Below are 26,179 nucleotides of genomic sequence, written 5' to 3' on the forward strand. Positions count from 1 at the left end.
GCATCTGCTGGTTATTCGTCGTCGAACTGGTAACTGCCCGGCGCTAGGTTCTCGAAGCGAGAGTATTTACCAAGGAACGCCAGACGCGTGGTCCCAATCGGACCGTTACGCTGCTTGCCGATGATGATTTCGGCGACGCCCTTGTATTCCGTTTCGGGGTGATACACCTCGTCCCGGTAGACGAACATGATGATGTCGGCGTCCTGCTCGATAGCACCAGATTCACGAAGATCCGAGTTGATCGGGCGCTTGTTGGGGCGTTGCTCAAGCGAGCGGTTGAGCTGGGAGAGCGCGATCACCGGGCAATTGAATTCCTTGGCCAGGCCTTTCAGCGAGCGGGAGATCTCGGAAATCTCATTGGTTCGGTTGTCGCCACTGGAACCAGGAATCTGCATCAACTGCAGGTAGTCGACCATGATCATGCCGATTTCGCCATGCTCCCGGGCCAGACGTCGCGTACGCGCGCGCATTTCCGAAGGCGAGATACCGGCAGTATCGTCGATGAACAATTTGCGGTCGTTGAGCAGATTGACCGCTGAGGTCAGCCGCGGCCAATCGTCGTCGCTGAGCTTACCCGTCCGCACCTTGGTCTGATCGATCCGGCCAAGAGAGGCCAGCATACGAATCACGATGGAGTCGGCGGGCATTTCCAGCGAGAAGACCAGGATCGCCTTGTCGGAGCGCAAGACTGCGTTCTCTACCAAGTTCATCGCGAACGTGGTCTTGCCCATGGAAGGACGACCGGCCACGATGATCAGGTCAGCCGGCTGCAGGCCGCTAGTCGCCTCGTCCAGATCGGCAAAGCCGGTTGACAGGCCGGTAATGTCCTCGCCCGCGTTGAACAGCGAGTCAATCCGGTCGATGGCCTTGACCAGAATATCGTTGATCCCTATCGGGCCACCGGTATTGGGGCGAGCTTCGGCGATCTGGAAAATCATCCGCTCGGCTTCGTCGAGGATCTCGTCCCCCGTACGTCCTTGCGGTGCGTAGGCGCTGTCAGCGATGTCATTACTTATTCCGATCAACTGACGCAACGTAGCGCGCTCACGAATGATCTGCGCGTATGCCTTGATATTCGCAACCGATGGAGTGTTTTTTGCGAGCTCGCCCAGATACGCCAGCCCGCCGACTTGCGGCAGATGCCCTTCTTTATCCAACTGTTCGGAGAGCGTCACCACGTCGAACGGGGAGTTGCGCTCGGCGAGGGTGAAAATCGCGCGAAAGATAAGTCGGTGGTCATGGCGGTAAAAATCGCCATCCGACACCTGGTCCAGCACGCGCTCCCACGCATTGTTATCTAACATCAAGCCGCCCAGCACGGCCTGTTCGGCCTCGATGGAATGTGGCGGCACCTTGAGCGCTGCGGTTTCCAGGTCGTATTGCTGGGGCACACTGATGTCGTTCATGGCACTCGAAATTCTTGGCATTCAGAAAAACAAAGGGCACGTTCCACTCGCGTGGAAACGTGCCCGATGGTAACCGTCAGGCACCAGAGGTGCCAGACGATAGCCGGTATCAGCCAGCGATCACGATCAGCTTTACGGTCGCTTCAACGTCGGTGTGCAGGTGCACAGCAACGTCGTACTCACCAACCTGACGGATGGTGCCGTTTGGCAGACGGATTTCGCTCTTCGCCACTTCCACGCCAGAGGCGGTCAGCGCGTCAGCGATGTCGTGAGTACCGATGGAACCGAACAGCTTGCCTTCATCGCCCGCAGTAGCGGTGATGGTGACTTCCAGTTCAGCCAGCTGAGCAGCGCGAGTTTCGGCAGAAGCCTTGCGATCAGCAGCAGCCTTTTCCAGATCAGCACGGCGAGCTTCAAACTCGGCAATGTTGGTCGGAGTTGCAGCAGTAGCCTTACGCTGCGGCAGCAGATAGTTGCGGCCGTAACCAGACTTGACGTTTACCTTGTCGCCCAGGTTGCCCAGGTTTGCGACTTTTTCCAGCAGGATGACTTCCATTTGAGTCTTACCTCTTTAACTTAACCTTCACCGTTCGCAGGTCCCGCATCGTCATCACGAGATGCCCGACCGCGAAAATCAAACAAGCTGTCGACAATAGCCACAACGGCCAGTAACGGATAAATCAATTGCATGAACAGCACCAGCGTGACATAGAGCCCCACCAGCCAGAACCGAGACATCCGGTTCTTTGCGACCAGCCCGTGCACCAGCGCGATGCCGGCAAATACCAGCGGAACACTGCACAACGGTGCCAGCATCGCCACCTGCACACCGAGACTGGGTCCCAACAGCATCCCCATCAACAACACCATCGCAGGCAACGCTGAGAAACGCAGCGACCGGAACTCGAGACCAAAGCCACCGGGGTTGTACAACAATGCCTGCCAGTACCGACCAAGCATCAGACTGAGCAGCGTGGTGATCTGCAGTAGCCCTGCCAACAAACCGGTCAGAACCGGTGCCAGCAATGCTCCCAACCGGGCCTGCTCATCCACCGAAAGTTGCTGATAGGCATCCGACAACATGTCGGGGAGCACTTTTTGCAACTCGGTGGCGAGTGCCGCAATTGGCTCGCCAAAAACCATTCCCAGCGCCCAGGCATACAACAACCCGAGCCCTACGCTACACAGCATCACTCGGGACCAGGAGCTCTGATTGCGCAACAACAGCGCTAACCCGAACGACCCCAGCAGCACCAGCAATGTCCGCGGATCACCGAAATACCACCAGACCAGCGCGGGCAATACAGCCCAGACCAATACACCCAGTGCGTCATTCAACCCGCGACGCAGCAAAACCAGGCTTCCCGCCGCAGCAGACAACCAGAACAACATCGGCAGCGCTGCAGAGCCAGCCACAACAACAATTGCCTGCATACGGCCGCGCATGATGAACTCAGCCAGGGCGCGCATGCGATCTATCCTTTACGTCTGTCTAACAGTTCGATTAACGGCCGTGGCTGTCGGTGTAGGGCAGCAGGGCCAGGAAGCGGGCGCGCTTGATAGCGGTAGCCAGCTGGCGCTGATAGCGTGCTTTGGTTCCGGTAATACGGCTAGGAACGATCTTGCCGGTTTCGGAAATGTAGGCCTTCAGCGTGTTGAGATCCTTGTAGTCGATCTCTTTCACGTTTTCTGCAGTGAAACGGCAGAACTTACGACGACGGAAAAAACGTGCCATGAAATAGGCTCCTCAATAGGTCCGTGGATTACTCGTCAGCGTTGTTGTCGCGGCTGTCGCTGTCACTGTCATTTTCATTGGCAGAGTCAGATTCAGGGCGATCACGACGCTCACGGCGCTCGCTACGGTTTTCCTCAGCCTTCAGCATCTCGGACTGTTCAGTCACGGCTTCGTCGCGACGGATGACCAGATTACGGATGACGGCGTCGTTGTAGCGGAAGTTGTCTTCCAGCTCAGCCAGTGCCTTACCACTGCACTCAACGTTCAGCATCACGTAGTGAGCCTTGTGGACGTTGTTGATGGCGTAAGCCAGCTGACGACGACCCCAGTCTTCCAGACGATGGATCTTGCCACCGTCCTCTTCGATCAGCTTGGTGTAACGCTCCACCATGCCGCCAACCTGCTCGCTCTGGTCGGGGTGGACCAGAAAGATGATTTCGTAATGACGCATTGTTGCTCCTTACGGGTTGCAGCCTGCCGCACAACGCGGATCAGGCAAGGAGTGAATCAGTTATGTTGTCTTGCCAGCCAGAGAGGCGCGCAAACGCCTGCCATCCGGACAAGGGGCGCAATTCTAGAGAAGCCCGGACGACCGCGCAAGGCGATTTGGTGAATATTTAACCAACCAACGACTAGCTACGCCCTGCGATGGTCCGCTCGGCCTGAATGCTTTCGAGCAACGATCTGACTTGGTGAATATCGTAGGGCTTGAGCATGGTGCGCAGGTCGTCCAGACCCACGTCCCGAGCATCGACGGCGTAGCCCGAAGCAATGACGACACTCAGGCTGGCATCGCGCGACCGGGCCTCACGAACCAGCTCGATACCGCTCATGCCAGCCAGACCGACATCGGTAAGCAGCACGTCAAATGGATGCTGCTCGAGTTGCTTCAACGCAGCCTCGGCCGACTCGCAGAGGCTGACCTGGTGTCCCAGCTCGTCCATGACTTCTCCGGTGAGCATGCGCAGCGTCGGGTCATCCTCGACGAACAGAATCCTAAGGCCTGACGCGTATGTCGGCTCGACCTGCTCGGATGAAGCTGATGCCGAGTCGCACTGCTCGGAAATCGCGGCTACAGGCCCCCCCTGCTCACCCAGCGCAACGCGGCTCGGCAGGTAGACCCGCACCGACGTACCCTCGCCTTCTTCGCTTTCCAGCACAACGAACCCGCCGCTCTGCTTGACGAAGCCATAGACCATGCTCAAACCAAGGCCAGACGCATTTTTATCTTTGCGCGTGGTGAAGAATGGCTCGAACGCGCGTTCGAGGATTTCCGGGCGCATGCCCTCTCCCTGATCGATGACCGCAAGTTCAACGTACGGACCGGGATCGGCGCCGGGCTGTCCCGCGAGCTGAGCTGCGTCCAGGCTACGGTTGCGCAAGCGCAGGCAAAGAGTCCCGCCATCGCCCATCGCATCGCGCGCGTTGACGGCCAGGTTGAGTATCGCCGCCTGCAGATTGCCGACATCGGCCAGTACTGGCCACAGGTCCGATGCGACATCGACATCAACCTGAACAGCGCGCCCCAGGGCACCGTTGAGCAACTCACTCATCTGACCGAGCAATTCACCGACATCAACAGATTGTGGCTGCAACGGCTGACGGCTCGCGAAGGCCAAGAGTTGCGACGCCAGACGAGCGCCCTTTTCTACACCGCCCACAGCCGACTCCAGCCGCCGCTGGGCCGTTTCGTCACCGCTCAGGTTGCGACGCAACAACTGCAGATTGCCGCCGATAATCTGCAACATGTTGTTGAAATCATGCGCGATGCCCCCGGTGAGTTTGCCGACAGCCTCAAGCTTTTGCGCTTGCATCAGGGCTGCCTGGGCGGTGCGACGTGCGGACTCGCTGTCAAGCAATTCGCGGCTGCGCTCACGCACCAGTTCTTCGAGATGTTCGCGATACTCACGCAACTCCTGCTGGCTGCGATGCTGCTCGGTAACGTCGCTGCCGAGCACGAAAATACCGGACGTTCGGCCGTCGCGCTCGATGATTGGCTGAAACACCAGATCGACGTACAGCTCCTCCGGTTCGGCACCCGGACGGCGGTTTAGCAGTGCCCGCATGCCTTTGTCGGTGTAGGGTTCGCCGGTGCGGTACACCTCATCGAGCAGCGTAATAAAACCCTGGCCCTCCAGCTCGGGCAGCCCGTCACGCACAGGCTTGCCGAGCAGCTGGCGGTGGCCGGTAAGCTGCTGATACGCCTCGTTGACCAGCTCGAACACATGCTCGGGACCACGCAGAAAGCAGACGAAACCAGGTGCCTGGGCAAACAACCGGCGCAGTTGATTGCCTTCATCCTGTATGAACCGCGCTCGGGATATGATCGCCGCCTCGATCTGTTGAGCCGGCTGACCAGCAGACTCTTCCGAGCGCAAGGAGTCCTTCAGCTGCTGCAGTTCAGTGATATCCACGGTGTGCTGAAGGATGGCGATGACTTCGCCGTTATCGTCCAACAACGGTGTGTGCGTCGCGCTCCAGTAGCGGTCCTCATATGCCGCACCGTTGCCGGAGCTGACCGCGATGGAATATCGGATAACGGGCAAGGTATCCAAAGCCTTCGTACGCAGGACCCTAGCAAAGGAGTCGAGGAGTTCGTCGACATGAGTCGACTCGGGAAATTGCGGGTCGGCGGCAAACGCGTCCTGAATTCGCCGCCCAGCGATTTCCTCGATGCTGCGTGCGGTGAGTTCCAGGTAAGCCGCGTTCGCATCCAGAATTACCAGATCGGGATCCAGCAGCAGGTAGGCATTTGGCGAAACCCTGAACAGAGCCTCGAAAGACGGGCGTTGCGGCATACCACCTCCATGATGCGAGCCTGGCGCTGGTCGCGATCAAAAGCTGGCGCCAGGTCTACGCCCGACGCCGAGTCAAACCAATAAAGTGACGGCTCGAGCGTCAGAATCAGAACGGACAGTTGACCGCAGCGAAAACGATCCGTTTCCGCTGAAGAGCAAAGGTCTTAACAGAACAGGCCAAGCGAAGTAGACGCTAGCTCGCGGGCAGTGCCGAGCGCCGTTGGCGCAGGGCCTCGAACAGGCAAACTCCGGTAGCGACGGAGACGTTGAGGCTGCTGACGCTGCCGCCCATGGGCAAACGCACCAGGAAATCGCAGTGCTCACGGGTCAGGCGCCGCATCCCCTTGCCCTCGGCCCCCATCACCATAACGATCGGCCCGCTGAGATCCTGATCGTAGATCTCCTGCTCGGCCTCACCAGCCGTACCGACGACCCACAAACCGCGCTGCTGCAGTTTTTCCAGCGTCCGGGCGAGATTGGTGACGGCTACCAGCGGAATGACCTCGGCAGCACCGCAGGCCACCTTGCGCACCGTAGCGTTCAGCGTCGCGGATTTATCCTTGGGTATGATCACGGCCAGGGCGCCGGCCGCATCGGCAGTTCGCAGACAGGCCCCTAGATTATGCGGGTCTGTGACGCCGTCGAGCACGAGCAACAGTGGCGCGCCTTCGGTGCGATCGAGCAGCTCCTCAAGCATGGCATCGCCCCAAACCTGGCTGGGACTGACGTCAGCAATCACGCCCTGATGCACGCCCTCGACCCAGGCGTCCATTTCGCGGCGCTCGCACTGGCCGACTCGAACCTTCGATTCGGCAGCCAGCTGGAGCAAATTCAGCACGCGCGGATCATCACGCCCCTCCGCCAGCCAAATCTGCTTGACTCGCTTCGGATGATGGCGAAGCAACGCCTCGACGGCATGAAGACCATAAACCTTTTCTAGATCGCTCATGGTTTGGCCTTACGCTTACGGGGCGCGGCGCCCTCGGACTTCGGCGTGGCCTTGCCGGCGGCCGCCTTCGGTTTCGAGCCGCTGCGCTTGGGCTTGCTTTTAGACGTTTTGCCTGCCTTGGCGTCGCCTAGCAGTGCCTTCTTGATCTCACGACTCTTGCGGACATCATCGCTGACCGACTCATTGCCCTTCGACAAAGACGCATCAGCGCCTTTCTTGCCGCGACTGTCTTTACGTCCGCCGCGGCCGTCCGAGGCTCCGCGCTCGCCGGCTCCGGTCTTGCTGCCACCGCCAATCAACTCGAAGTCGATCTTGCGCTCATCGAGATCGACACGCATGACCCGCACCTCGACGCTGTCGCCAAGACGGAAGCTGCGACCGCTGCGTTCGCCGGACAGGCGATGATGTAACGGATCGAAGTGGTAGTAGTCGCCCGGCATGGCCGTCACGTGCACCAACCCTTCGACGTAGATATCGGTCAGTTCGACGAACAGGCCGAAGCCGGTCACGGCCGTGATAACGCCGGGGAAATTCTCACCGACCCGGTCTTTCATAAACTCGCATTTCAGCCAATTCACGACGTCACGGGTCGCTTCATCGGCGCGGCGCTCGGTCATTGAGCACTGCTCGCCCAACTGCTCCAATGCGGCCTCGTCATACGGATAGATGCGCGCCTTGGGCATGCTGGTAGCGCCCGCGCGGCGAACGTGCGACGTGTCGCGCTTGGAGCGGATCACGCTGCGGATCGCCCGATGGATCAGCAGATCCGGGTAGCGGCGAATCGGCGATGTGAAATGTGCGTATGCCTCGTAGTTCAGGCCGAAATGGCCATTATTGTCAGGACTGTAAACCGCCTGACTGAGGGAGCGCAGCATTACCGTCTGAATCACGTGGAAGTCGGGACGGCCCTGGATGTGCTCCAGCAGCGCCTGGTAATCCTTAGGCGTTGGCCCCTCTTTGCCCTTGTGCAAGGCCAGGCCCAGCTCGCCGAGAAACGCTCGGAGTTTCTCCTGACGCTCCAGGGGGGGACCATCGTGCACACGATACAAGCCCGGAATGTCGTGATCCTGAAGGAAGCGTGCAGTGGCCACGTTGGCGCATAGCATGCACTCCTCGATCAGCTTGTGCGCGTCGTTGCGCTCGGTCGGCTTGATTTCCGAGATCTTGCGACCAGCGCCGAAAACGATGCGGGTTTCCTGCGTCTCGAAGTCGATCGCCCCGCGGGCATGCCGCGCCTTGAGCAATATCTTATAGAGCGCATAGAGCTGCTTAAGGTCGGGCAGCACTTCACCGTACTCGCCGATAAGGCCTTTGCCTTCAGCCGAAGATGGCTGTTCAAGCATGCTGCTGACCTTGTTATAGGTCAGTCGTGCGTGGGAATGGATCACCGCTTCATAGAACTGGTAATCCGTCATCTTCCCCGACTTGCTCAAGGTAATTTCGCAGACCATCGCCAGACGGTCGACATGCGGATTTAGCGAGCAGAGCCCATTCGACAATTCTTCCGGCAGCATCGGCACGACACGCTCGGGGAAGTACACCGAGGTACCACGTACTTCAGCTTCCTGATCCAGCGCCGAGCCGACCTTTACATAGTGCGAGACATCGGCGATCGCCACGTACAGGCGGAAGCCACCGGAAAACAGCTTCCAGCCACTGAGCTTCTCGCAGTAAACGGCATCATCGAAGTCACGCGCATCCTCGCCGTCGATGGTGACGAACGGCAGGTGGCGAAGGTCGACGCGTTTCTGCTTGTCCTTCTCCTCGACTTCCGGCTTGAGCTTGGCGGCTTCGCGTTTTACCGCATCCGGCCAGACATGCGGAATGTCGAAGCTACGAAGCGCGACATCGATTTCCATACCGGGAGCCATGTAGTTGCCGATCACCTCGACCACGTCGCCCTGTGGCTGAAACCGCTGAGTCGGCCAGTGGGTAATCTTGATCTCGACGAACTGACCCGGCTTGGCATCCATGGAACGACCCGGCGTGACCAGCACTTCCTGCTGGATCTTGGGGTTATCGGCCATCACAAAGCCGATTCCACTTTCTTCCTGGTAGCGGCCTACGATGGTTTCGTGGGCACGACCGATGATCTCAACAATCGCACCTTCGCGGCGGCCGCGGCGATCAAGCCCGGCCACGCGAGCCAGACAGCGATCACCGTCAAACACCAGACGCATCTGTGCTGGACTCAAGAACAGATCGTCGCTGCGGTCGTCAGGGATGAGAAAACCGAAACCGTCGCGATGACCGCTGACGCGACCGCAAACCAGGTCCAGCTTGTCTACCGGGGCATAGGTGCCACGCCGGGTATAGATCACCTGACCGTCACGCTCCATCGCGCGCAAACGGCGGCGCAGAGCTTCAATGTCATCTTCGGAGGATAATCCGAACTCTTCCACCAGCTGCTCACGGGCCGCTGGCGAGCCGCGCTCGCTCAGATGCTTGAGTATCAATTCGCGGCTGGGAATGGGGTTTTCGTACTTTTCCGCTTCACGTGCGGCCTCGGGATCGAGGGATTGCCAATCGGCCATTAAGAGATGTCACCTTTCATTCATTTATAGAGGCAGAACGCCCTATATCTATTGAAGCGCGAAACGCCGTCCGACGGCAGCTTTCGCGCGAATTATTTTTCCTGGACGGGGCTTTACAAGGCATAACCCCGCCCGTATAGTTCGCGCCCACAATGTCTGGTAGACGTTGTAACACGGAAACGACGAAGTATCATCGTTTGCAGTGCCCAGGTGGCGGAATTGGTAGACGCACTAGGTTCAGGTCCTAGCGGTGGCAACACCGTGGAAGTTCGAGTCTTCTCCTGGGCACCATTTATCCGATGAGACACTTGCGACAGCGAGCGTTTCATAGACACGAGGTTTGTCGACCTTGACCAACAATAGACATAAGTCGGTGAGCAATCATCGCAATGTGCCCAGGTGGCGGAATTGGTAGACGCACTAGGTTCAGGTCCTAGCGATGGCAACATCGTGGAAGTTCGAGTCTTCTCCTGGGCACCACTCTTCAGAAAAAACCGAGCCACTGGCTCGGTTTTTTCGTTTCTGCTTAGGCTCAACACACCCAACAGCCCCGCTAACATAATCACATGGCCAACATTTAGACGGCCGCGCACAAAAGAAAGACCGCCCGAGGGCGGTCTTTGTATTTCACGCCAGTGATCAGGCGTAGGGATGACGCAGCACGATGGTCTCGTTGCGGTCCGGCCCGGTGGAAATGATGTCGACCGGCGCCTCGACAAGTTCCTCGATACGCTTGATGTAAGCACGCGCATTAGCAGGCAGAGCCTCGAGCGACTTGACCCCGACGGTGGATTCATTCCAGCCAGGCAGCTCTTCGTATACTGGCTGCAAGCCCTGATAGCTGTCCGCGTCGGTCGGCGCATCAACCAGCACCTCCCCATCACGGTCCTTGTAAGCGACGCAGATACGGATGGTTTCCAGGCCGTCCAGTACATCCAGCTTGGTCAGACAGATACCTGAGACACTGTTGATCTCGATTGCGCGGCGCAGGATGACCGCATCGAACCAACCGCAGCGACGGGCGCGACCAGTGGTCGAGCCGAACTCATGACCACGCTCGGCCAGACGAGCACCCACCTCATCGAACAGCTCAGTGGGGAAAGGGCCGGACCCGACGCGCGTGGTGTAGGCCTTTGTAATGCCGAGGATGTAGTCCAGATATAGCGGACCAAAACCGGAACCAGTGGCAGTGCCCCCCGCCGTGGTGCTGGAGCTGGTGACATAGGGGTAGGTGCCATGATCGATGTCGAGCAGCGAACCCTGCGCACCCTCGAACATGATGCGCGCACCCTGCTTGCGCAACTCATGCAGTCGCGCCGAGACGTCCGTCATCATCGGCCGGAGGATATCGGCGTAGCCCAGCGCCTCATCGAGCGTCTTCTGGAAATCGACAGGCTCGACCTTGTAGAAATTCTGCAAGATGAAGTTGTGATACTCGAGCAGCTCACGCAATTTGACCGTGAAACGCTCAGGGTTGAACAAGTCGCCGATGCGCAAACCACGACGGGCAACCTTGTCTTCATAGGCCGGCCCAATGCCACGACCGGTAGTACCAATCTTGCCTTCGGAACGCGAAGCTTCACGCGCCTGATCCAGAGCGACGTGATACGGCAGAATGAGAGTACAGGCTGGACTGATGCGCAGGCGCTCACGAACAGGGACACCCTTTTCTTCGAGCTTGGTGATTTCACGCATCAGGGCATCCGGCGCCACGACTACGCCATTACCGATGAGGCACTGTACGTTCTCACGCAGAATTCCAGACGGAATCAGATGCAGCACAGTTTTTTCGCCGTCGATGACCAGCGTGTGACCAGCATTGTGACCGCCCTGGAAACGCACCACGGCCGCAGCCTGGTCGGTCAGCAGATCAACGATCTTGCCCTTGCCCTCATCACCCCATTGGGTGCCCAGGACCACGACATTCTTACCCATAAACCTTGTCCTCTTGGCGAAGCATTACCGGTTATGACCGGCGAAAATCTGAAAAACCTGTCTGACGCAGCCGCATCAGCGGACCAGCGGCATTACAACCCAGGAACCCTCTTGCAACAGTAGCTGCCGGTCACAGCCAACACCTGGCGCGGCGTCGCCCTGCTGCCCGTCCAAGGCCTGCACTACCCGCTCACCCTGCTCACGCAGCCGACGGATTGCCTGCCATAAAGCCGGATCAGTGCTGTACGGCGCCCAGACACCGGCCGATGGGCCAACAAGCTCGGCATTACCCAGCCTGACCAGCGTCTTTAGGTCCGTCGAAAAGCCGGTCGCCGGACGCGCCCGCCCGAAATCAGCACCAATGTCGTCATAACGCCCACCCTGAGCGATCGACTGGCCGACGCCCGGGACGAATACCGCGAAGACGACACCAGTGTGGTAGTGATAGCCGCGTAGCTCGCCAAGATCGAAATACAACGGCAGCTCGGGATACCGCATCGCCAACTGTTCGGCGATATGCGCCAAGCCATCGAGCGATTGAAGAACCGGAGCAGGCGCACCGGCAAGCACCTCGCGAGCAGCGTCAAGCGTCTCGCGACCACCACAGAGCCGCGCTAATGCGCGCAACATGCTCGCCAAGGCGGGCTCGACGTCGGCGGTCAGCGCTGCGATCTCGTCCATCGCCTTACGCTGCAAGGCATCGAAGAGGCGCTGCTCTGCGCCCCCAGAGAGACCGGCGGCCCGCGCCAACCCGCGATAAATCCCCACATGGCCGAGATCCATGTGCAGGTCCGACACATCGGCGAGAATGAGGGTTTCCAGCATCAAGCTGATCACTTCAAGATCGCTGGAAGTGCTGCTGTCTCCATAAAGTTCGGCGCCCAGCTGAATCGGGCTCCGCGACGTGGCGAGGGCCTGCGGCTTGGCATGCAGGACGCTGCCGGCATAGCACAGGCGGCTGGGCCCTTCGCGGCGCAACGTATGGGCATCCACCCGCGCCACTTGCGGCGTGATGTCCGCTCGCAAGCCCATCTGCCGCCCTGACAACGGATCGACGACCTTAAAGGTCTTAAGATCAAGGTCCTGCCCCGCGCCAATCAGGAGCGACTCGAGAAACTCCACATGAGGGGTAATAACCAACTCATAGCCCCAGCACTGGAAAAGATCCAGCACACGACGCCGTGCAGTTTCGATACGCGCCGCTTCGGGCGGCAGCACCTCTTCAATGCCATCTGGCAGAAGCCAGCGGTCTATCGTTGCCATTTCGCCAATCACCTCTCGATACGGCAAGCCTAGTCAAGCAGACGAACGCCGGGGCAACAGCCTGGGCCGCCCATCGGTCGCGTGCGATTGTGTTGGAACCATGGCGACAGCGCCACGCCCCACCAAGGGGATCGGCATGGCTGGCCATGCCCGGATCAGCCTGCTACCTCCGGGGCGCAGACGCAAAAAAGCCGGGCTTTCCCGGCTCGCGGATCATAACAACGTTTCGCCAACGGGTCACCCGGCGGACTGCACTCAGCCCGCCGGACAACCTTTAGCAGTCACTGCGCTGTTGCGGATTCCAGATAACGGAAGAAATCGCTATTGGGATCTAGCACCAGAACATCTTCCTTGTTGGCGAAGCTCTCTCGGTAGGCTTGGAGGCTGCGATGGAAGGAATAGAATTCCCGATCCTGCCCATACGCCGCAGCATAGATGGACGCCGCCTGCGCATCGCCGTCACCGCGCAACTCTTCGGCCTCACGGAACGCCTCAGCCAATAGCACTCGACGCTGCCGGTCAGCATCGGCACGAATGCCTTCAGCCAGCTCCTTACCTTTAGCGCGATGCTCACGTGCTTCACGTTCGCGCTCAGAGCTCATCCGCTCGAACACGCTACGGTTCACTTCGCGCGGGAGGTCAATGCCCTTTACTCGGACATCCACCACCTCAATCCCGAGCTCCTGCTGCGCAGCACGATTCAGACTATTGGTCACCAGACTCATCAGCTCGTCGCGCTGACCGGATACAGACTCGTGCAATGTCCGCTTACCGAACTGATCTCGCAGCGCAGCTTCGAGACGGCGCGCGAGTCGCTCATCTGCAATCTGCTTCATGCCTGAAGTCGCCGTATAAAAGCGCTCAGCATCGTCAACACGCCATTTGGCGTACGAGTCAACCATCAGCGCTTTCTTCTCCAGCGTCAGAAAGCGTGACGTGGTGGTATCCAACGTCATCAGACGCGCATCGAACTTGCGCACGCTATTGACGTAAGGGATTTTCAGGTGCATGCCCGGCTTTACGTCGGGCTCAACGATACGACCGAATCGCAGCAATACCGCTCGCTCTGTCTGGGACACGATGTAGAAGCTGTTCCACGCCACGATCGCCAGCACCACACCCACAATGAGTGCGGTCAGGGATTTATTGCTCATTAGCGGACCTCCCTTGTACGCACTTCACGCGGATCCAGCTCCGGAGGCAGCCTCGTTGTCTGCGTCGAAGCGCCTGACGCAGACGCCGCAGGGGACTGGCCAGAAGCAGCGCCGCGACCATTGATCATCTTGTCCAGCGGCAGATAGAGCAGGTTGTTTTGACCCTGCTCGCCGGTAACGAGCACCTTGCTGGTATTGCTCATGAGCTCTTGCATGGTTTCCAGATACAGGCGCTCACGCGTCACATCTGGCGCCTTTCGATACTCGGCCACCAGCTTGGAGAAGCGATCCGCCTCACCCTGGGCGCGTGAGATCACCGCGTCACGATAACCACTAGCTTCCTCCAGCATGCGCTGCGCCTGACCGCGCGCCTCAGGGATCACACCGTTGGCGTAAGACTCGGCCTGATTCTTCTCGCGCTGCTCATCTTCTCGGGCACGGATAACGTCATCAAACGCTTCCTGCACCTCACGCGGCGCCGCTGCGCTTTGCAGGTTCACCTGAGTCACGATGATGCCCGTACCGTAGTTGTCAAGAAACCGCTGCAGGCGCTCCTTGACCTCAGCCGCCATCGCCTCACGCCCTTCGGTCAGGACCTGATCCATCGCCGTCGAGCCGACTACGTGACGTACAGCACTGTCAGTCGCATGCTGCAAGGACGCTTCCGGATCTTCGACATTCAGGACAAATGCTTGAAGGTCACTGACTTTGTATTGCACGGTCAGAGGCACTTCAATGATGTTCTCATCCTCGGTAAGCATCTGCCCTTGCTTGCTGTAGGAGCGTTCCCGTGTGACGTTTGCCTGGAACTTCTTATCAAACGGCGGGAAATAGATATTCAGACCCGGACCCACGGTCTCGTGATACTTGCCGAAGCGCAAAACCACGGCCTGCTCTTGCTCGTCCACGATATAGATAGCATTGAACAGCCAGACGGCCAGCAACACCACCAGACCAATCCAGACCAGCGCGAACCCGCCACGGCGACCAGCACCGCCACCGGATGATCCGCCACTGCGCTTCTTGCCGCCGAACATGCCATTGAGGCTGTCCTGCAATTTACGGAAAGCCTCATCCAGATCCGGTGGACCTTTCTGATCGCCACCGCCACCGCCGCGACGACCACCGCCGCCACCGCTACCCCAGGGATCCTGGTTGTTCGAGTTGCCACCCGGCTCATTCCAAGCCATAGCGCTCTCCATTCAAATAAAGCTAAAGACGCGCCAGCGGCGCGTCCACCAATGCTACCGAAAGCCCGGAACGAACGGCTTAAAAGCCCCCCGAGCTTTATTGCAAAGTGTGTTGCTCGAAAAACTGCTCCGCCTCAAGGCCCGCGCGACTGATAAGACGATGCAGTTCGACACGCTGCAAACGGACATCAAGCAGACTGACACCGTCGTCATCATGGACCTCGGACTGCACCGCCCCTAGATCGAACAACTGCGCACGCATGCGCCCAAGCTGCTGCGGCAACCGAAGCGTCCCAACGAAGAGATCGTTTCCGAGCAGTTCGGCACTGGCCTGCTTCAACAGATCCAAGCCCAACCCTTGCTGTGCCGAAACCCAGACCCGCTGCGGTACGCCATCAGCATTGCGCTGAATCTGGGGCTCGATGCCTTCAAGCAGATCCACCTTGTTGTAGACCTCCAATATCGGCAGCTCATGCGCGCCAATCTCGGTCAACACCGCCAGCACCTGTTCGATCTGCTGATCGCGCTCAGGCTCGTGAGCATCGATGACATGCAGCAGCAGATCAGCATTGCTCGACTCTTCGAGCGTGGCCCGGAACGATTCGACCAGCTTGTGCGGCAAATGACGGATGAAGCCCACCGTATCAGCAATCACCACAGGTCCAAGGTCATCCAGATCCAGACGACGCAGGGTTGGATCCAGCGTAGCGAAAAGCTGGTTAGCGGCGTAAACCTCGGATTCGGTCAAAGCATTGAAAAGGGTGGACTTACCAGCGTTGGTATAGCCCACCAGGGATATAAGCGGAATATCAGCACGTCGGCGGCCCCGGCGAGCCTGCTCACGCTGACTACGAACCTTTTCCAGCCGCTGCTTGATCTGGCGAATACGCACACGCAGCAAGCGCCTGTCAGTTTCAAGCTGTGTCTCGCCCGGGCCGCGCAAGCCTATACCACCCTTCTGCCGCTCAAGGTGAGTCCAGCCCCGCACCAGCCGCGTGCTCATGTGATCCAGCTGAGCGAGCTCAACCTGCAGCTTGCCTTCGTGCGTACGCGCGCGCTGAGCAAAGATATCCAGAATCAGTCCGGTCCGATCAAGCACACGACATTCGAGCGCTCGCTCGAGGTTGCGCTCTTGGCTGGGCGTCAGGGTGTGATTGAAAATGACCAGCTCGACCTCGCCGTCCTTGACAAGGTCATGCAGCTCTTCGACTTTGCCGCTGCCGATCAGAAACTTGGCGGAAGGTTGATGCCTGGCAACATTGACGAAGCCAACTGTTTCGGCGCCAGCTGACCGCGCCAGCTCACGAAACTCTTGGGGGTCTTCACGCGCCGCTGGATCCTGAGCATCCAGATGAACCAGGATAGCCCGCTCACCACCACCGGGACGTTCGAAGAACAATGAAAGCTCCCTTTATTCGTTACCCGACTCAGACTGTTCAGCGTCGCCAGCAGCAGGCAGGCGCACCGGACGGCCAGGAACGACAGTCGAAATGGCATGCTTGTACACCATCTGACTAACCGTGTTCTTCAACAGAATGACGAATTGATCGAATGACTCGATCTGGCCCTGAAGCTTGATACCGTTGACCAAGTAGATCGAAACCGGAACGCGCTCCTTACGCAGGGTGTTCAGGTAAGGGTCTTGTAGCGAATGCCCTTTTGACATGTGCCGCACTCCTTAGAGGATCTTTTCATTAATTATTCGAAATCGAACACGGCCGATCAATGATTGAGAATAGCCGGTCAAATAGCAGTGTCAGCTCAATATGGCGAGCCTATCCAAGTATTTCAATGCTCGCGGCAGATTGTCACAGGCCGAACTTTCCAGCCAGTGAGCCCCCTCCCATCCCCTCAACCAAGTGAGCTGACGCTTGGCCAGTTGCCGGGTAGCGATCACACCACGCTCAACCATTTCCTGCGCAGAGTACTCACCGTCCAAATATCGCCAGACCTGACGATAGCCAACAGCCCGCATGGACGGCAGCTCGGCATGCAGATCTGGGCGCCTGCGAAGAGATTCGACCTCTGCGACAAAGCCCTGTTCAACCATCTGAACGAAACGCCGCTCGATACGCTGGTGCAAGACCTGCCGCTGCGCAGGCGCTATGGACAACTGCGCAACAGTATAAGGCAAGACGCAGCCGTCTGGCGTACCGGCTCCGGCTTTTTGAGCGGTTTGCCGGGAGCGATGCTCGGTCATGCTGATACCACTGACCCGATAGACCTCAAGCGCCCTGATCAGACGCTGCGGATCGTTCGGGTGGATCCGAGCGGCTGATACAGGATCGACTTCGCTGAGCTCGCGATGCAGCGCCGCCGCGCCTTCCGCCTGCACTTGTGCTTCGAGCGCCGCACGCACCTCAGCATCAGCGGCGGGCATATCCGCAAGCCCTTCGAGCAATGCCTTGAAGTAAAGCATGGTGCCGCCCACGAGTAGCGGAACGCGTCCTGCTTCGGTGCTCTGCGCCATGGCCACCAGGGCGTCAGCCACAAACTCAGCAGCCGAGTAACTCTGCACAGGGTCTCTGATATCGATTAAACGATGCGGGAAGGCATCCAACAGTTCGGGTGAAGGCTTGGCAGTGCCGATGTCCATGTCACGATAAACCAAGGCGGAATCGACACTGATCAGGTCACATGGCAAGGTCCGAGCAAGCTCGATTGCCAGGTCCGTCTTGCCGGCAGCGGTCGGACCCATGAGAAAGATCGCAGGAGGTAGTCGGGACATTGAATGCTCATACAAAGGTATCGCGGGCGACGGCTGGCCCCGGCGAGCCGGGCAGACCAACTATCGCCCTCGGAGGAAGAGCTTATCCAGGTCGGCCATGCCCAGCTGGGTCCAGGTCGGGCGGCCGTGATTGCACTGGCCACTGCGCTCGGTCTGCTCCATGTCACGCAATAGGCCGTTCATCTCCGGCACGGTAAGGCGTCGGTTTGCACGCACCGCACCGTGGCATGCCATGGTGCCAAGCAGCTCGTTGAGGTGCGCCTGGATTCGGTCGCTAGTGCCGTATTCAAGCAGGTCGGCCAGCACGTCCTGTACCAACCGGGTCGCTTCGGCCTGCTTGAGCAGGGAGGGAATCTGGCGGATCGCCAGACTCTCAGGACCCAGCCGTTGCAACTCAAAACCAAGCCTCTGGAACCACTGTGCATGTTCTTCGGCACAATCTGCTTCACGCTGACTGACGGCGATCGATTCGGGCACCAGTAACGGTTGACCACGCAGACCTTCGCTGGCCATTGCCGTTTTCAGCCGCTCGTACATGATCCGCTCGTGGGCGGCGTGCATGTCCACCAGAACTAGACCTTGGGCATTTTCGGCGAGAATGTAGATACCCTTGAGTTGAGCCAGTGCGTAGCCAAGCGGCGGCACGTCATCCTGGCTTTCCGGCAGGGCCGCAGCAGTCACGTCTGCCAATGGCGAGAAGAACTCACGGTAGGCACCCTGCGCTTCTGAAACGCTGCCAGTCGGCATCGGCCGAGGAGCCTGATAGCCAGCGCCGGCACCGCGCCAGGCAGGCTGTGCTGCCGCTGGCTGATCCAGCGCGCTGGCAGCGAGGCTCATTTCGTTCTGTCCGGCGAATTCTCCGGCATCACGACCAGAAACCGTGGTTACCGGCGCCACGCTGGCTGGCGCGGCCAGCTGATCCTCGGGACGGACATCACCGAGCGCGCGGTGCAAGGTGCCGTAGAGGAAATCATGCACCATGCGATTGTCGCGAAAGCGAACCTCATGCTTGGTCGGATGGACGTTGACGTCCACCACTGCTGGGTCCACATCGAGGAACAACACGAAGGTCGGGTGTCGACCATTGAACAATACGTCGCGGTAAGCCTGCCGCACTGCATGGGCGACCAGCTTGTCGCGCACCATGCGTCCATTCACATAGAAATATTGCAGATCCGCCTGGCTACGGGAAAACGTCGGCAAACCGACCCAGCCCCAAAGATGCAGACCGGTGCGCTCAATCTCGACCGGCAACGCCTGTTCCAGAAAGGCGGGGCCGCACACCGACGCGACGCGGCGCCCCCGAGACGCAGGATCACTGGCCGGATGCAGCGCAAGCACCACCTTCCCGTTGTGGCGAAGATGGAAGGCGACATCGAACCGCGCCAGTGCCAGCCGCTTGATCACTTCCTGCAAGTGGTCGAACTCAGTCTTTTCAGTGCGCAAGAACTTACGACGTGCAGGCGTGTTGAAAAACAGGTCGCGCACCTCGACCGAGGTTCCGACCGGATGGGCAGCTGGCTGAACGCGCGCCTCCATGTCCCGACCTTCAGTCTCGACCTGCCAGGCCTCGGCAGCATCAGCCGTACGCGACGTCAGCGTTAATCGGGAGACCGAACTGATCGACGCCAGCGCCTCCCCCCGAAAACCCAGGCTCATGACACGCTCAAGGTCTTCCAGGTCACGGATCTTGCTGGTCGCATGCCGAGCCAGGGCCAGCGGCAAGTCATCGGCTGGAATTCCACAACCATCATCGCGCACCCGCAGCAGCTTTATCCCGCCTTGTTCAACGTCCACTTCAATACGGGTGGCACCGGAGTCGAGGCTGTTTTCCAGCAGCTCCTTGATCACCGAAGCCGGCCGCTCGACCACTTCACCCGCAGCAATTTGGTTCGCCAGCCGCGGACTCAGCAGCTGGATGCGCGCTGCCTCGATCATGGCTGCGAGGCCAGCGTGGTAGCGGGGATGTTCAGCGCTTGGCCGACTTTGATCACGTCGCTTTTCAAGCTATTGGCGCTACGCAACGCAGGCAGACTGATCTGATAGCGCTCGGCAAGCAGCGCCAAGCTTTCGCCAGAACGGACGACATGCTCGCGAGCCACGCTGGCGATTTTGCCGGAGTCGCGCATCCAGGCAACGTAGGTGCCGGGCGGGGGATTTTCATGGAAGAACTGTCGCACCCCACTATGGATGGAACGCGCGAGCGCCTGCTGATGGGCCGCAGTCTGTAGTTTGCGCGCCTCGGATGGATTGGAAATGAATCCGGTCTCCACCAGGATCGAAGGGATGTCGGGTGATTTCAGCACCATGAACCCGGCCTGCTCAACGCGGCGTTTGTGCAGAGGCGTGATTCGGCCCATGTTGCTCAGCACCTTTTGTCCGACGTTGAGACTGGAAGACAACGAGGCAGTCATCGACAGGTCCAGCAACACGCCGGCTAGCATCTGGTCCTTGTCGCCGAGGCTCACATTGCCGGCGCCGCCAATCAGGTCAGACCGGTTTTCGCTGTCGGCCAGCCACCGCGCAGTCTCCGATGTCGCGCCGCGATCCGACAATGCAAACACCGAAGCACCATAGGCTGACGACCGCGGCGCCGCATCGGCATGAATGGAGACGAACAGGTCAGCGCCCTTCTTGCGGGCAATCTCGGTGCGTTTACGCAAGGGGATAAAGTAATCACCGGTGCGCACCAACTCGGCGCGAAAGCCCTTGTCGGCGTTGATCTGGCGCTGCAGCTCTTTGGCCAGAGCCAACACAACGGTTTTCTCATACACCTTGCCCGGACCGATAGCGCCCGGATCTTCTCCGCCATGCCCAGCGTCGATCGCCACGACGATATCGCGCTTGCTGCTTGGCAGTGGAGGCAACTTGATCGCCGACAGGGTCGGCGAAACGGGTGCAGTCGGGGTACTCGGCGTGGAGGTCGCCGGCACGTTGGCAGTGGATGCCGCTGCCGCATCGGCAGCATTGTCGAACAGGTCGACGACCAACCGATGGCCGTATTGCTGGTTCGGCGTGAGCGTAAAGCTCTTTGGCGAAACCTCGGCGCTCAGGTCGATGACCACCCGCAAGGTGTCGGCGTCGTATTTCGCTGCGCGCAATCCAGAAATGGGCGTGTTCTGCAGCGGCAGCTGATCGAATGGCTTGGCCAGATTGGCGCCATCGACATCGATGACGATGCGATCCGGCGCCGTCAGAGTGAACACCTTGTGCTGGACCGGACCGGACAGGTCAAAGACCAACCGCGTGTTGTCAGGCGCTCGCCATAGACGCACGCTCTGGACGTCGGAAGCTGCCAGAACCTGCGTGGCCGCGAACATCAATGCCAAACCACTCACCAGCGCGCGCATGCGCATACCCAACCCCATGATGTTCATTGATTGCCGACGGTCAGGATGGAACACCAACCTTCACCGCGCTCGCCCTGTGGCGTCAGGCGCAGCATACGACCGGCCCCGTGCGGCGTAATGGTAATGTCCAGGTCAGCCTTTGGCAAAATACCGGCGCCACGTTCCGGCCACTCTACCAGGCACAGAGCGTCCCCTTCGAAATAGTCGCGAACGCCCAGAAATTCCAGTTCCTCAGGGTCGACAAGACGGTAAAGGTCGAAATGGAACACTCGTGCAGCCGAGGTTTCATAGGGTTCGACCAGGGTAAAGGTCGGGCTCTTAACCTTGCCCTCATGCCCAAGCCCACGAATCAACCCGCGCGACAGTGTGGTCTTACCGGCGCCGAGGTCGCCATGCAGATAAATCACGCCCCGACCGCCGGTTGCCTGAGCGATGCGCGCGCCCAGCAACAGCATGGCATCTTCGTCGGCAGCAAACAGCGTTACGTCAGACATGGCGAATGCTCCTCGAGTAACTGGCGGACCATCGGGATCAGATCGGCGGCAACCAGCCCTCGGCCTGCGGCACCAAGACGCTCACCCGCCACCGCATGCAGCCAGACAGCAAGACAGGCCGCCTCGAAAGGCGCCAGCCCCTGCGCCAGCAATGCACCAGCCACACCCGCCAACACATCGCCGAGCCCCGCGCTGGCCATAGCTGGATGCCCGCGATCACACAGTGCAAGCCGGCCGTCGCGGTCGGCGATCAGGGTTCCAGCGCCCTTGAGCAGTACGGCACAACCGAAGCGCGCAGCAAGAGCGCGCGCGGCGGCTGGTCGATCGGCCTGCACCTCGGCCACAGAGATGTCCAACAATCGTGCGGCCTCACCGGGATGCGGTGTGAGTAAGCAATCGCTAGGAAGGTCCACCGCGCCGGCTGCTAGCAGATTCAACGCATCGGCGTCCCACACCTGCGGAACGTGACATTGCGGTGCCAGCGACAGCAAGCTGCGCCCCCACGGGGCCTGCCCCAGACCTGGCCCGATCACCAGAACATCGGCCCGTTGGGCCAGCGCCGTCAATGCATAAGTCGACTCGACGCCGCTGCACATGATTTCCGGGCGCCGGACCAGCGAGGCGGTGACATGTTCCGGGCGTGTCGCCAGGGTCACCATGCCGGCACCACAGCGCAGTGCAGCTTCGGCACTGAGCAACGCGGCGCCGCCAGTGCCGAGATCGCCACCGATGACCAGCACCTGACCAAAGCTTCCTTTATGAGCAGTTGGCGACCGGGGTGCGAGGGTCGGCAAGCTCGCCTCGCACAAGCGCAGGGCGGACGGCTCGATCTGGTCGATGACCTGCGCATCGGCCTGCAGATCATCGAATATCAGCGTTCCGATTCGATCCGGACCCTGGCCAGTAAACAGACCGAGTTTGAGGCCGATAAAGGTCACAGTCAGCTCGGCCCGCACAACCTCCCCGAGCAGATGCCCCGTGTCGGCACACAGCCCCGACGGCAGGTCGACCCCAAGGATCGGCAGCGCGCTGTCGTTCATTGCGCGAATGACGCTCGCGTAGGGTTCGCGAACCTCTCCGGTGATCCCAGTGCCTAGCAGCGCATCGACCAGCACACCGCGCAGATCGGCATCGGACGTCCAAGGCGTCACGCTGACGCCGGCTGCCCGCGCTTCAGCAAAGGCCTGTGCGGCATCGCCCTGTAATTGCAGAGGATCGCCGACTGCAATGACCCGAACCTTACGACCGGCACGCTGCGCCAGCGCTGCGATCAGATACCCATCGCCGGCGTTGTTACCGCGCCCGGCCAACACGGTGATTTCCTCAACGTCCGGCCAACGTCGGCGCAATGCGCGCCAGGCGGCATGGGCGGCACGCTGCATAAGGTCGAAACCAGGCGTCCCCGCCGCGATCAGCCGGGCGTCGAGCTCACGTACCTTAGCGGCAGAGTAGAGAGGACTGGGAAGTGTATCGGTGGTCTGGGACATGAATCACCCGTGCGAATATCTGGCAGAATTATACGCATGCGCCTACCCGGCCGCCCGTGGCGAGTCGGCGGCGGATTGATAGAAAAGATTGCCGCCCGAGAGCGAGCTGCGCGGCGGGTTCAACAGCTGCCGGTTCGCCAGGCAAAACCGCAGCCCGCCCTTACATTGCAGCAACGCCGACGACTCTACGCCATGTCCAGCACCACCCTCGACCCAGCCGCTCTTGCCGACTCCATCAAGGAGTGGGGCCGCGAGCTTGGCTTTCAGCAGGTCGGCATTACTGGCGTCGATCTGGGCGAGCATGAAGCGCACCTCGAGCGCTGGCTAGCGGCCGGCTATCAAGGAGAGATGGACTATATGGCTGCCCATGGCAGCAAACGTTCCCACCCGGAGCAACTGGTGCCAGGCACGTTAAGGGTGATCTCGTTGCGCATGGACTACCTGCCCGGCGACACCCGCATGGCCGAGCAACTGGCGCAGCCCGAAAAAGCCTATGTGTCGCGCTACGCGCTAGGCCGGGACTATCACAAACTGATCCGCAAACGCCTGCAACAGCTGGCCGAGCGCATCCAGCACGTGATCGGCCCCTTCGGCTTTCGCGCCTTCGTCGACAGCGCGCCAGTGTTGGAAAAGGCGGTGGCGCAGCAGGCCGGCCTCGGCTGGATCGGCAAGAACACCCTGGTTCTCAACCGCAAGGCGGGCAGTTGGTTCTTTCTCGGCGAGTTGTTTGTCGACATCGCCCTCCCCGTCGACGAGCCAACCGATCGCGACCATTGCGGCAGTTGCCATGCCTGTCTGGACGTTTGCCCAACGGATGCGTTCGTCGGCGAACGGGTGCTGGATGCGCGCAAATGCATTTCCTACCTGACCATCGAGCTGAAAGGCCCGATCCCCGTCGAGCTACGGTCGAAGATCGGTAACCGCGTGTTCGGCTGCGACGACTGCCAGATCGTCTGCCCCTGGAATCGCTTCGCCAAGCCAACCCAGCAGACCGACTTCCAGCCACGTCACAGCCTGGACAACGCCGAGCTGGCAACGCTGTTCCGCTGGACCGAAGAAGAGTTTCTCAGCCGCACCGAGGGTTCGCCCCTGCGCCGCACCGGCTATCAGAGCTGGCTGCGCAATCTCGCCGTGGGGCTGGGTAACGCGCCATCGAGCATTCCGGTACTCGAAGCACTGCAGGCACGCCGCGACGACCCCTCTGAGCTGGTGCGCGAGCATGTCCAATGGGCGCTGGCGCAGCATGAGCAACGGCCTCCGGCTCTTCCGCATACCAAGGATTAGCCGGCACACAGGTTACGCCGGAGCAACCACTGTGGCGGCACTCAATTCAAGCAACGCCTCCCCGTCCAGGGTCTCCTGTTGCAGCAGTCGCTGAGCGCTGCGCTCCAGCAGCTCTCGGCGCGCTTCGAGCAGCGTCAGGCTGCGTTGGAAGGATGCCTGCACCAGTTCCTGTACTTCCTCGTCGATGGCCGTGGCGGTACTTTCCGCGTAATCATGCTGCGGCTTGAGGCCGAGCATCGCTTCGTTGCCCAGGAAAGAACTGGGCTCGCGCTCCAACACCATGTGCCCGAGCCGCCGGGACATGCCGTAGCGGGTGACCATGGCCCGGGCAATATCGGTGACCTTGGCCAGGTCGTCCGCCGCACCGGTGGACAGGTGGGCGAACACCAGCCACTCCGCTGCGCGCCCGCCGAGCAGCACGGCCATCTTGTTTTCGAGCTCCTCGCGGGTCATCAGGAAGCGGTCCTCGATGGGCCGCTGGATGGTATAGCCCAGCGCGCCCATGCCGCGCGGGATGATCGAGACCTTGTGCACCGGATCGACACCCGGCAGCGCCATGGCGACCAGTGCGTGGCCCATCTCGTGATACGCGACAATTTCCCGCTCGCGCGGGTTGAGCAAACGGTTGCGCTTCTCCAGACCGGCGACGATGCGCTCAATGGCGGCGGTGAAATCTGTCATGGCCACCGCCTCGGCATTGCGCCGGGTCGCCAGCAGCGTCGCCTCGTTGACCAGATTGGCCAGGTCTGCGCCGGTGAACCCTGGCGTCAGCGCGGCGATGGCCTGGGGATCGACATCGGTGTCCAGCCGCGCCTTTTTCAAGTGCACGTCGAGAATTTGCACCCGCCCGACCTTGTCCGGCCGATCCACCAGCACCTGACGGTCGAACCGGCCGGCACGTAGCAATGCCGGGTCGAGAATTTCCGGCCGGTTGGTGGCGGCCAGCAAGACCAACCCACTGGACGTATCGAAACCGTCCATCTCCACCAGCAACTGGTTGAGCGTCTGCTCCTTCTCGTCGTGCCCGCCGGACATCGGCCCGGCGCCACGAGCGCGGCCAAGGGCGTCCAGTTCATCAATGAAGATGATTGCCGGCGCCTGGGCCCTCGCCTGTTCAAACAGGTCACGTACCCGCGCCGCGCCCACCCCGACGAACATCTCGACGAACTCTGAGCCAGAAATGGAGTAGAACGGCACCCTTGCCTCACCGGCCACGGCTCGCGCCAGCAGCGTCTTGCCGGTGCCGGGCGGGCCGACCAGCAGCACGCCCTTGGGCATGCGTCCGCCGAGGCGGCCGTAGGTTTTCGGATCACGCAGGAATTCGATGATTTCCTTCAGCTCGTCCTTGGCCTCGTCGACGCCGGCCACGTCGGCGAAGCTCACTTTCATGTCGGTCTCGACGTAAACCCGCGCCTTGCTCTTGCCGATCTGCATCATGCCGCCGCCACCCAGGCCGCTGCCGAGGCGACGGATGAGGAACAGCCAGATGCCGAAGAACAACACGGCCGGAACGATCCACGACAGCAGGTCCCGCACCAGCGTGCTTTCCACCTTGCCGGTGTAGCGCACCGGATATTGCTGCAGGTGCTCGGCCAGCTGCGGTTCGACGCGATTGCTGACGAAGCGTCGCTGGCCGCTGGGCAAGGGTTCCTTGAACGACCCTTCGATACGCCGCTCGGTGATCGCCAGCTCATCGATGCGTCCGTCTTTGAGGTGCTGTTCGAACTCGCTGTAAGGGATCGTCGCCACTTCCTGCTGTGCCGTCAGCAGGTACTGGATGCCGAGAAACGCCAGGACGGCGAACATCCAATAGCTGACATGAAATCCGGCTTTCTCTTTCACCCTGCTCTCCTTGTATCGCCAACCAAGCGC

Annotated in this window: 21 protein-coding genes and 2 tRNA genes; 3 read left to right on the plus strand and 20 right to left on the minus strand. The window is 60.3% G+C overall.

All coding sequences use genetic code 11. The annotated features are described in order from the left end of the window. Positions 1 to 11: 11 nt before the first annotated feature. From C1896_18395 to C1896_18430, 8 genes are all read right to left on the minus strand, one after another. Positions 12 to 1,406 carry a replicative DNA helicase gene (locus C1896_18395; GenBank protein AZZ46710.1) on the minus strand — a complete coding sequence of 465 codons (1,395 nt, stop codon included), beginning with the start codon at positions 1,404 to 1,406 and terminating at the stop codon, positions 12 to 14. A gap of 109 nt (positions 1,407 to 1,515) precedes the next feature. After that, on the minus strand, positions 1,516 to 1,962 hold the full coding sequence (locus tag C1896_18400) for a 50S ribosomal protein L9 (protein ID AZZ46711.1): 447 nt from the start codon (positions 1,960 to 1,962) through the stop codon (positions 1,516 to 1,518). A gap of 20 nt (positions 1,963 to 1,982) precedes the next feature. Then, entirely contained in the window at positions 1,983 to 2,876 is an 894-nt protein-coding gene (locus tag C1896_18405) for a hypothetical protein (GenBank protein AZZ46712.1), read from the minus strand. 34 nt (positions 2,877 to 2,910) lie between these two features. Beyond that, positions 2,911 to 3,141, minus strand: coding sequence for a 30S ribosomal protein S18 (gene rpsR / locus C1896_18410; GenBank protein AZZ46713.1), 231 nt, complete (start codon positions 3,139 to 3,141; stop codon positions 2,911 to 2,913). A gap of 28 nt (positions 3,142 to 3,169) precedes the next feature. Beyond that, positions 3,170 to 3,592 (minus strand): 30S ribosomal protein S6, encoded by a 423-nt coding sequence (locus tag C1896_18415; GenBank protein ID AZZ46714.1) that lies wholly within the window; start codon positions 3,590 to 3,592, stop codon positions 3,170 to 3,172. A 181-nt stretch (positions 3,593 to 3,773) separates the two neighbouring features. Beyond that, on the minus strand, positions 3,774 to 5,939 hold the full coding sequence (locus tag C1896_18420) for a hybrid sensor histidine kinase/response regulator (protein AZZ46715.1): 2,166 nt from the start codon (positions 5,937 to 5,939) through the stop codon (positions 3,774 to 3,776). 193 nt (positions 5,940 to 6,132) lie between these two features. Further along, the gene (locus C1896_18425) at positions 6,133 to 6,888 is read right to left on the minus strand and encodes a 23S rRNA (guanosine(2251)-2'-O)-methyltransferase RlmB (GenBank protein AZZ46716.1); all 756 of its coding nucleotides are present in this window, start codon (positions 6,886 to 6,888) and stop codon (positions 6,133 to 6,135) included. Beyond that, on the minus strand, positions 6,885 to 9,422 hold the full coding sequence (locus C1896_18430) for a ribonuclease R (protein ID AZZ46717.1): 2,538 nt from the start codon (positions 9,420 to 9,422) through the stop codon (positions 6,885 to 6,887). Before C1896_18430 ends, C1896_18425 begins: the two co-directional genes overlap by 4 nt. Before the next feature lie 204 nt (positions 9,423 to 9,626). Between C1896_18430 and C1896_18435 the strand changes: the two genes are divergently transcribed. Together C1896_18435 and C1896_18440 are read left to right on the plus strand one after the other, a co-directional pair. Further along, a tRNA-Leu gene (locus C1896_18435) sits at positions 9,627 to 9,713 on the plus strand. A 102-nt stretch (positions 9,714 to 9,815) separates the two neighbouring features. Next, positions 9,816 to 9,902: transfer RNA gene (locus C1896_18440), tRNA-Leu, on the plus strand. Positions 9,903 to 10,061: 159 nt separating this feature from the next. Here the strand turns inward: C1896_18440 and C1896_18445 are convergent. From C1896_18445 to C1896_18495, 11 genes are all read right to left on the minus strand, one after another. Continuing rightward, on the minus strand, positions 10,062 to 11,357 hold the full coding sequence (locus tag C1896_18445; GenBank protein ID AZZ46718.1) for an adenylosuccinate synthase: 1,296 nt from the start codon (positions 11,355 to 11,357) through the stop codon (positions 10,062 to 10,064). Positions 11,358 to 11,432: 75 nt separating this feature from the next. Continuing rightward, positions 11,433 to 12,620 (minus strand): ATP phosphoribosyltransferase regulatory subunit, encoded by a 1,188-nt coding sequence (locus tag C1896_18450; GenBank protein ID AZZ46719.1) that lies wholly within the window; start codon positions 12,618 to 12,620, stop codon positions 11,433 to 11,435. A gap of 281 nt (positions 12,621 to 12,901) precedes the next feature. Further along, on the minus strand, positions 12,902 to 13,774 hold the full coding sequence (gene hflC, locus C1896_18455) for a protease modulator HflC (GenBank protein ID AZZ46720.1): 873 nt from the start codon (positions 13,772 to 13,774) through the stop codon (positions 12,902 to 12,904). Continuing rightward, positions 13,774 to 14,964 (minus strand): FtsH protease activity modulator HflK, encoded by a 1,191-nt coding sequence (gene hflK, locus C1896_18460; GenBank protein AZZ46721.1) that lies wholly within the window; start codon positions 14,962 to 14,964, stop codon positions 13,774 to 13,776. The genes hflC and hflK overlap by 1 nt, the downstream gene beginning before the upstream one ends. A gap of 97 nt (positions 14,965 to 15,061) precedes the next feature. After that, positions 15,062 to 16,363, minus strand: coding sequence for a GTPase HflX (locus tag C1896_18465; protein AZZ46722.1), 1,302 nt, complete (start codon positions 16,361 to 16,363; stop codon positions 15,062 to 15,064). Positions 16,364 to 16,375: 12 nt separating this feature from the next. After that, entirely contained in the window at positions 16,376 to 16,630 is a 255-nt protein-coding gene (locus C1896_18470) for an RNA-binding protein Hfq (protein ID AZZ46723.1), read from the minus strand. A 90-nt stretch (positions 16,631 to 16,720) separates the two neighbouring features. After that, positions 16,721 to 17,692, minus strand: coding sequence for a tRNA (adenosine(37)-N6)-dimethylallyltransferase MiaA (locus C1896_18475; GenBank protein ID AZZ46724.1), 972 nt, complete (start codon positions 17,690 to 17,692; stop codon positions 16,721 to 16,723). A gap of 60 nt (positions 17,693 to 17,752) precedes the next feature. Beyond that, positions 17,753 to 19,630, minus strand: coding sequence for a DNA mismatch repair endonuclease MutL (locus C1896_18480; protein ID AZZ46725.1), 1,878 nt, complete (start codon positions 19,628 to 19,630; stop codon positions 17,753 to 17,755). After that, positions 19,627 to 21,048, minus strand: coding sequence for an N-acetylmuramoyl-L-alanine amidase (locus tag C1896_18485; protein AZZ47730.1), 1,422 nt, complete (start codon positions 21,046 to 21,048; stop codon positions 19,627 to 19,629). Before C1896_18485 ends, C1896_18480 begins: the two co-directional genes overlap by 4 nt. Before the next feature lie 17 nt (positions 21,049 to 21,065). Next, entirely contained in the window at positions 21,066 to 21,536 is a 471-nt protein-coding gene (locus tag C1896_18490) for a tRNA (adenosine(37)-N6)-threonylcarbamoyltransferase complex ATPase subunit type 1 TsaE (GenBank protein ID AZZ46726.1), read from the minus strand. After that, positions 21,524 to 23,023, minus strand: coding sequence for a bifunctional ADP-dependent NAD(P)H-hydrate dehydratase/NAD(P)H-hydrate epimerase (locus C1896_18495; GenBank protein AZZ46727.1), 1,500 nt, complete (start codon positions 23,021 to 23,023; stop codon positions 21,524 to 21,526). The genes C1896_18490 and C1896_18495 overlap by 13 nt, the downstream gene beginning before the upstream one ends. A gap of 192 nt (positions 23,024 to 23,215) precedes the next feature. Here C1896_18495 and queG point away from each other — a divergent pair, with 192 nt between their 5' ends. After that, on the plus strand, positions 23,216 to 24,307 hold the full coding sequence (gene queG, locus C1896_18500) for a tRNA epoxyqueuosine(34) reductase QueG (GenBank protein AZZ47731.1): 1,092 nt from the start codon (positions 23,216 to 23,218) through the stop codon (positions 24,305 to 24,307). Positions 24,308 to 24,319: 12 nt separating this feature from the next. On the opposite strand, the gene C1896_18505 is transcribed toward queG, so the two are convergent. Continuing rightward, positions 24,320 to 26,149, minus strand: a complete 1,830-nt coding sequence (locus tag C1896_18505; protein AZZ46728.1) for a cell division protein FtsH — start codon at positions 26,147 to 26,149, stop codon at positions 24,320 to 24,322. Positions 26,150 to 26,179 lie beyond the last annotated feature (30 nt).

It is taken from the genome of Pseudomonadaceae bacterium SI-3 (genome assembly GCA_004010935.1).
Taxonomy (GTDB): Bacteria; Pseudomonadota; Gammaproteobacteria; order Pseudomonadales; family Pseudomonadaceae; genus Stutzerimonas.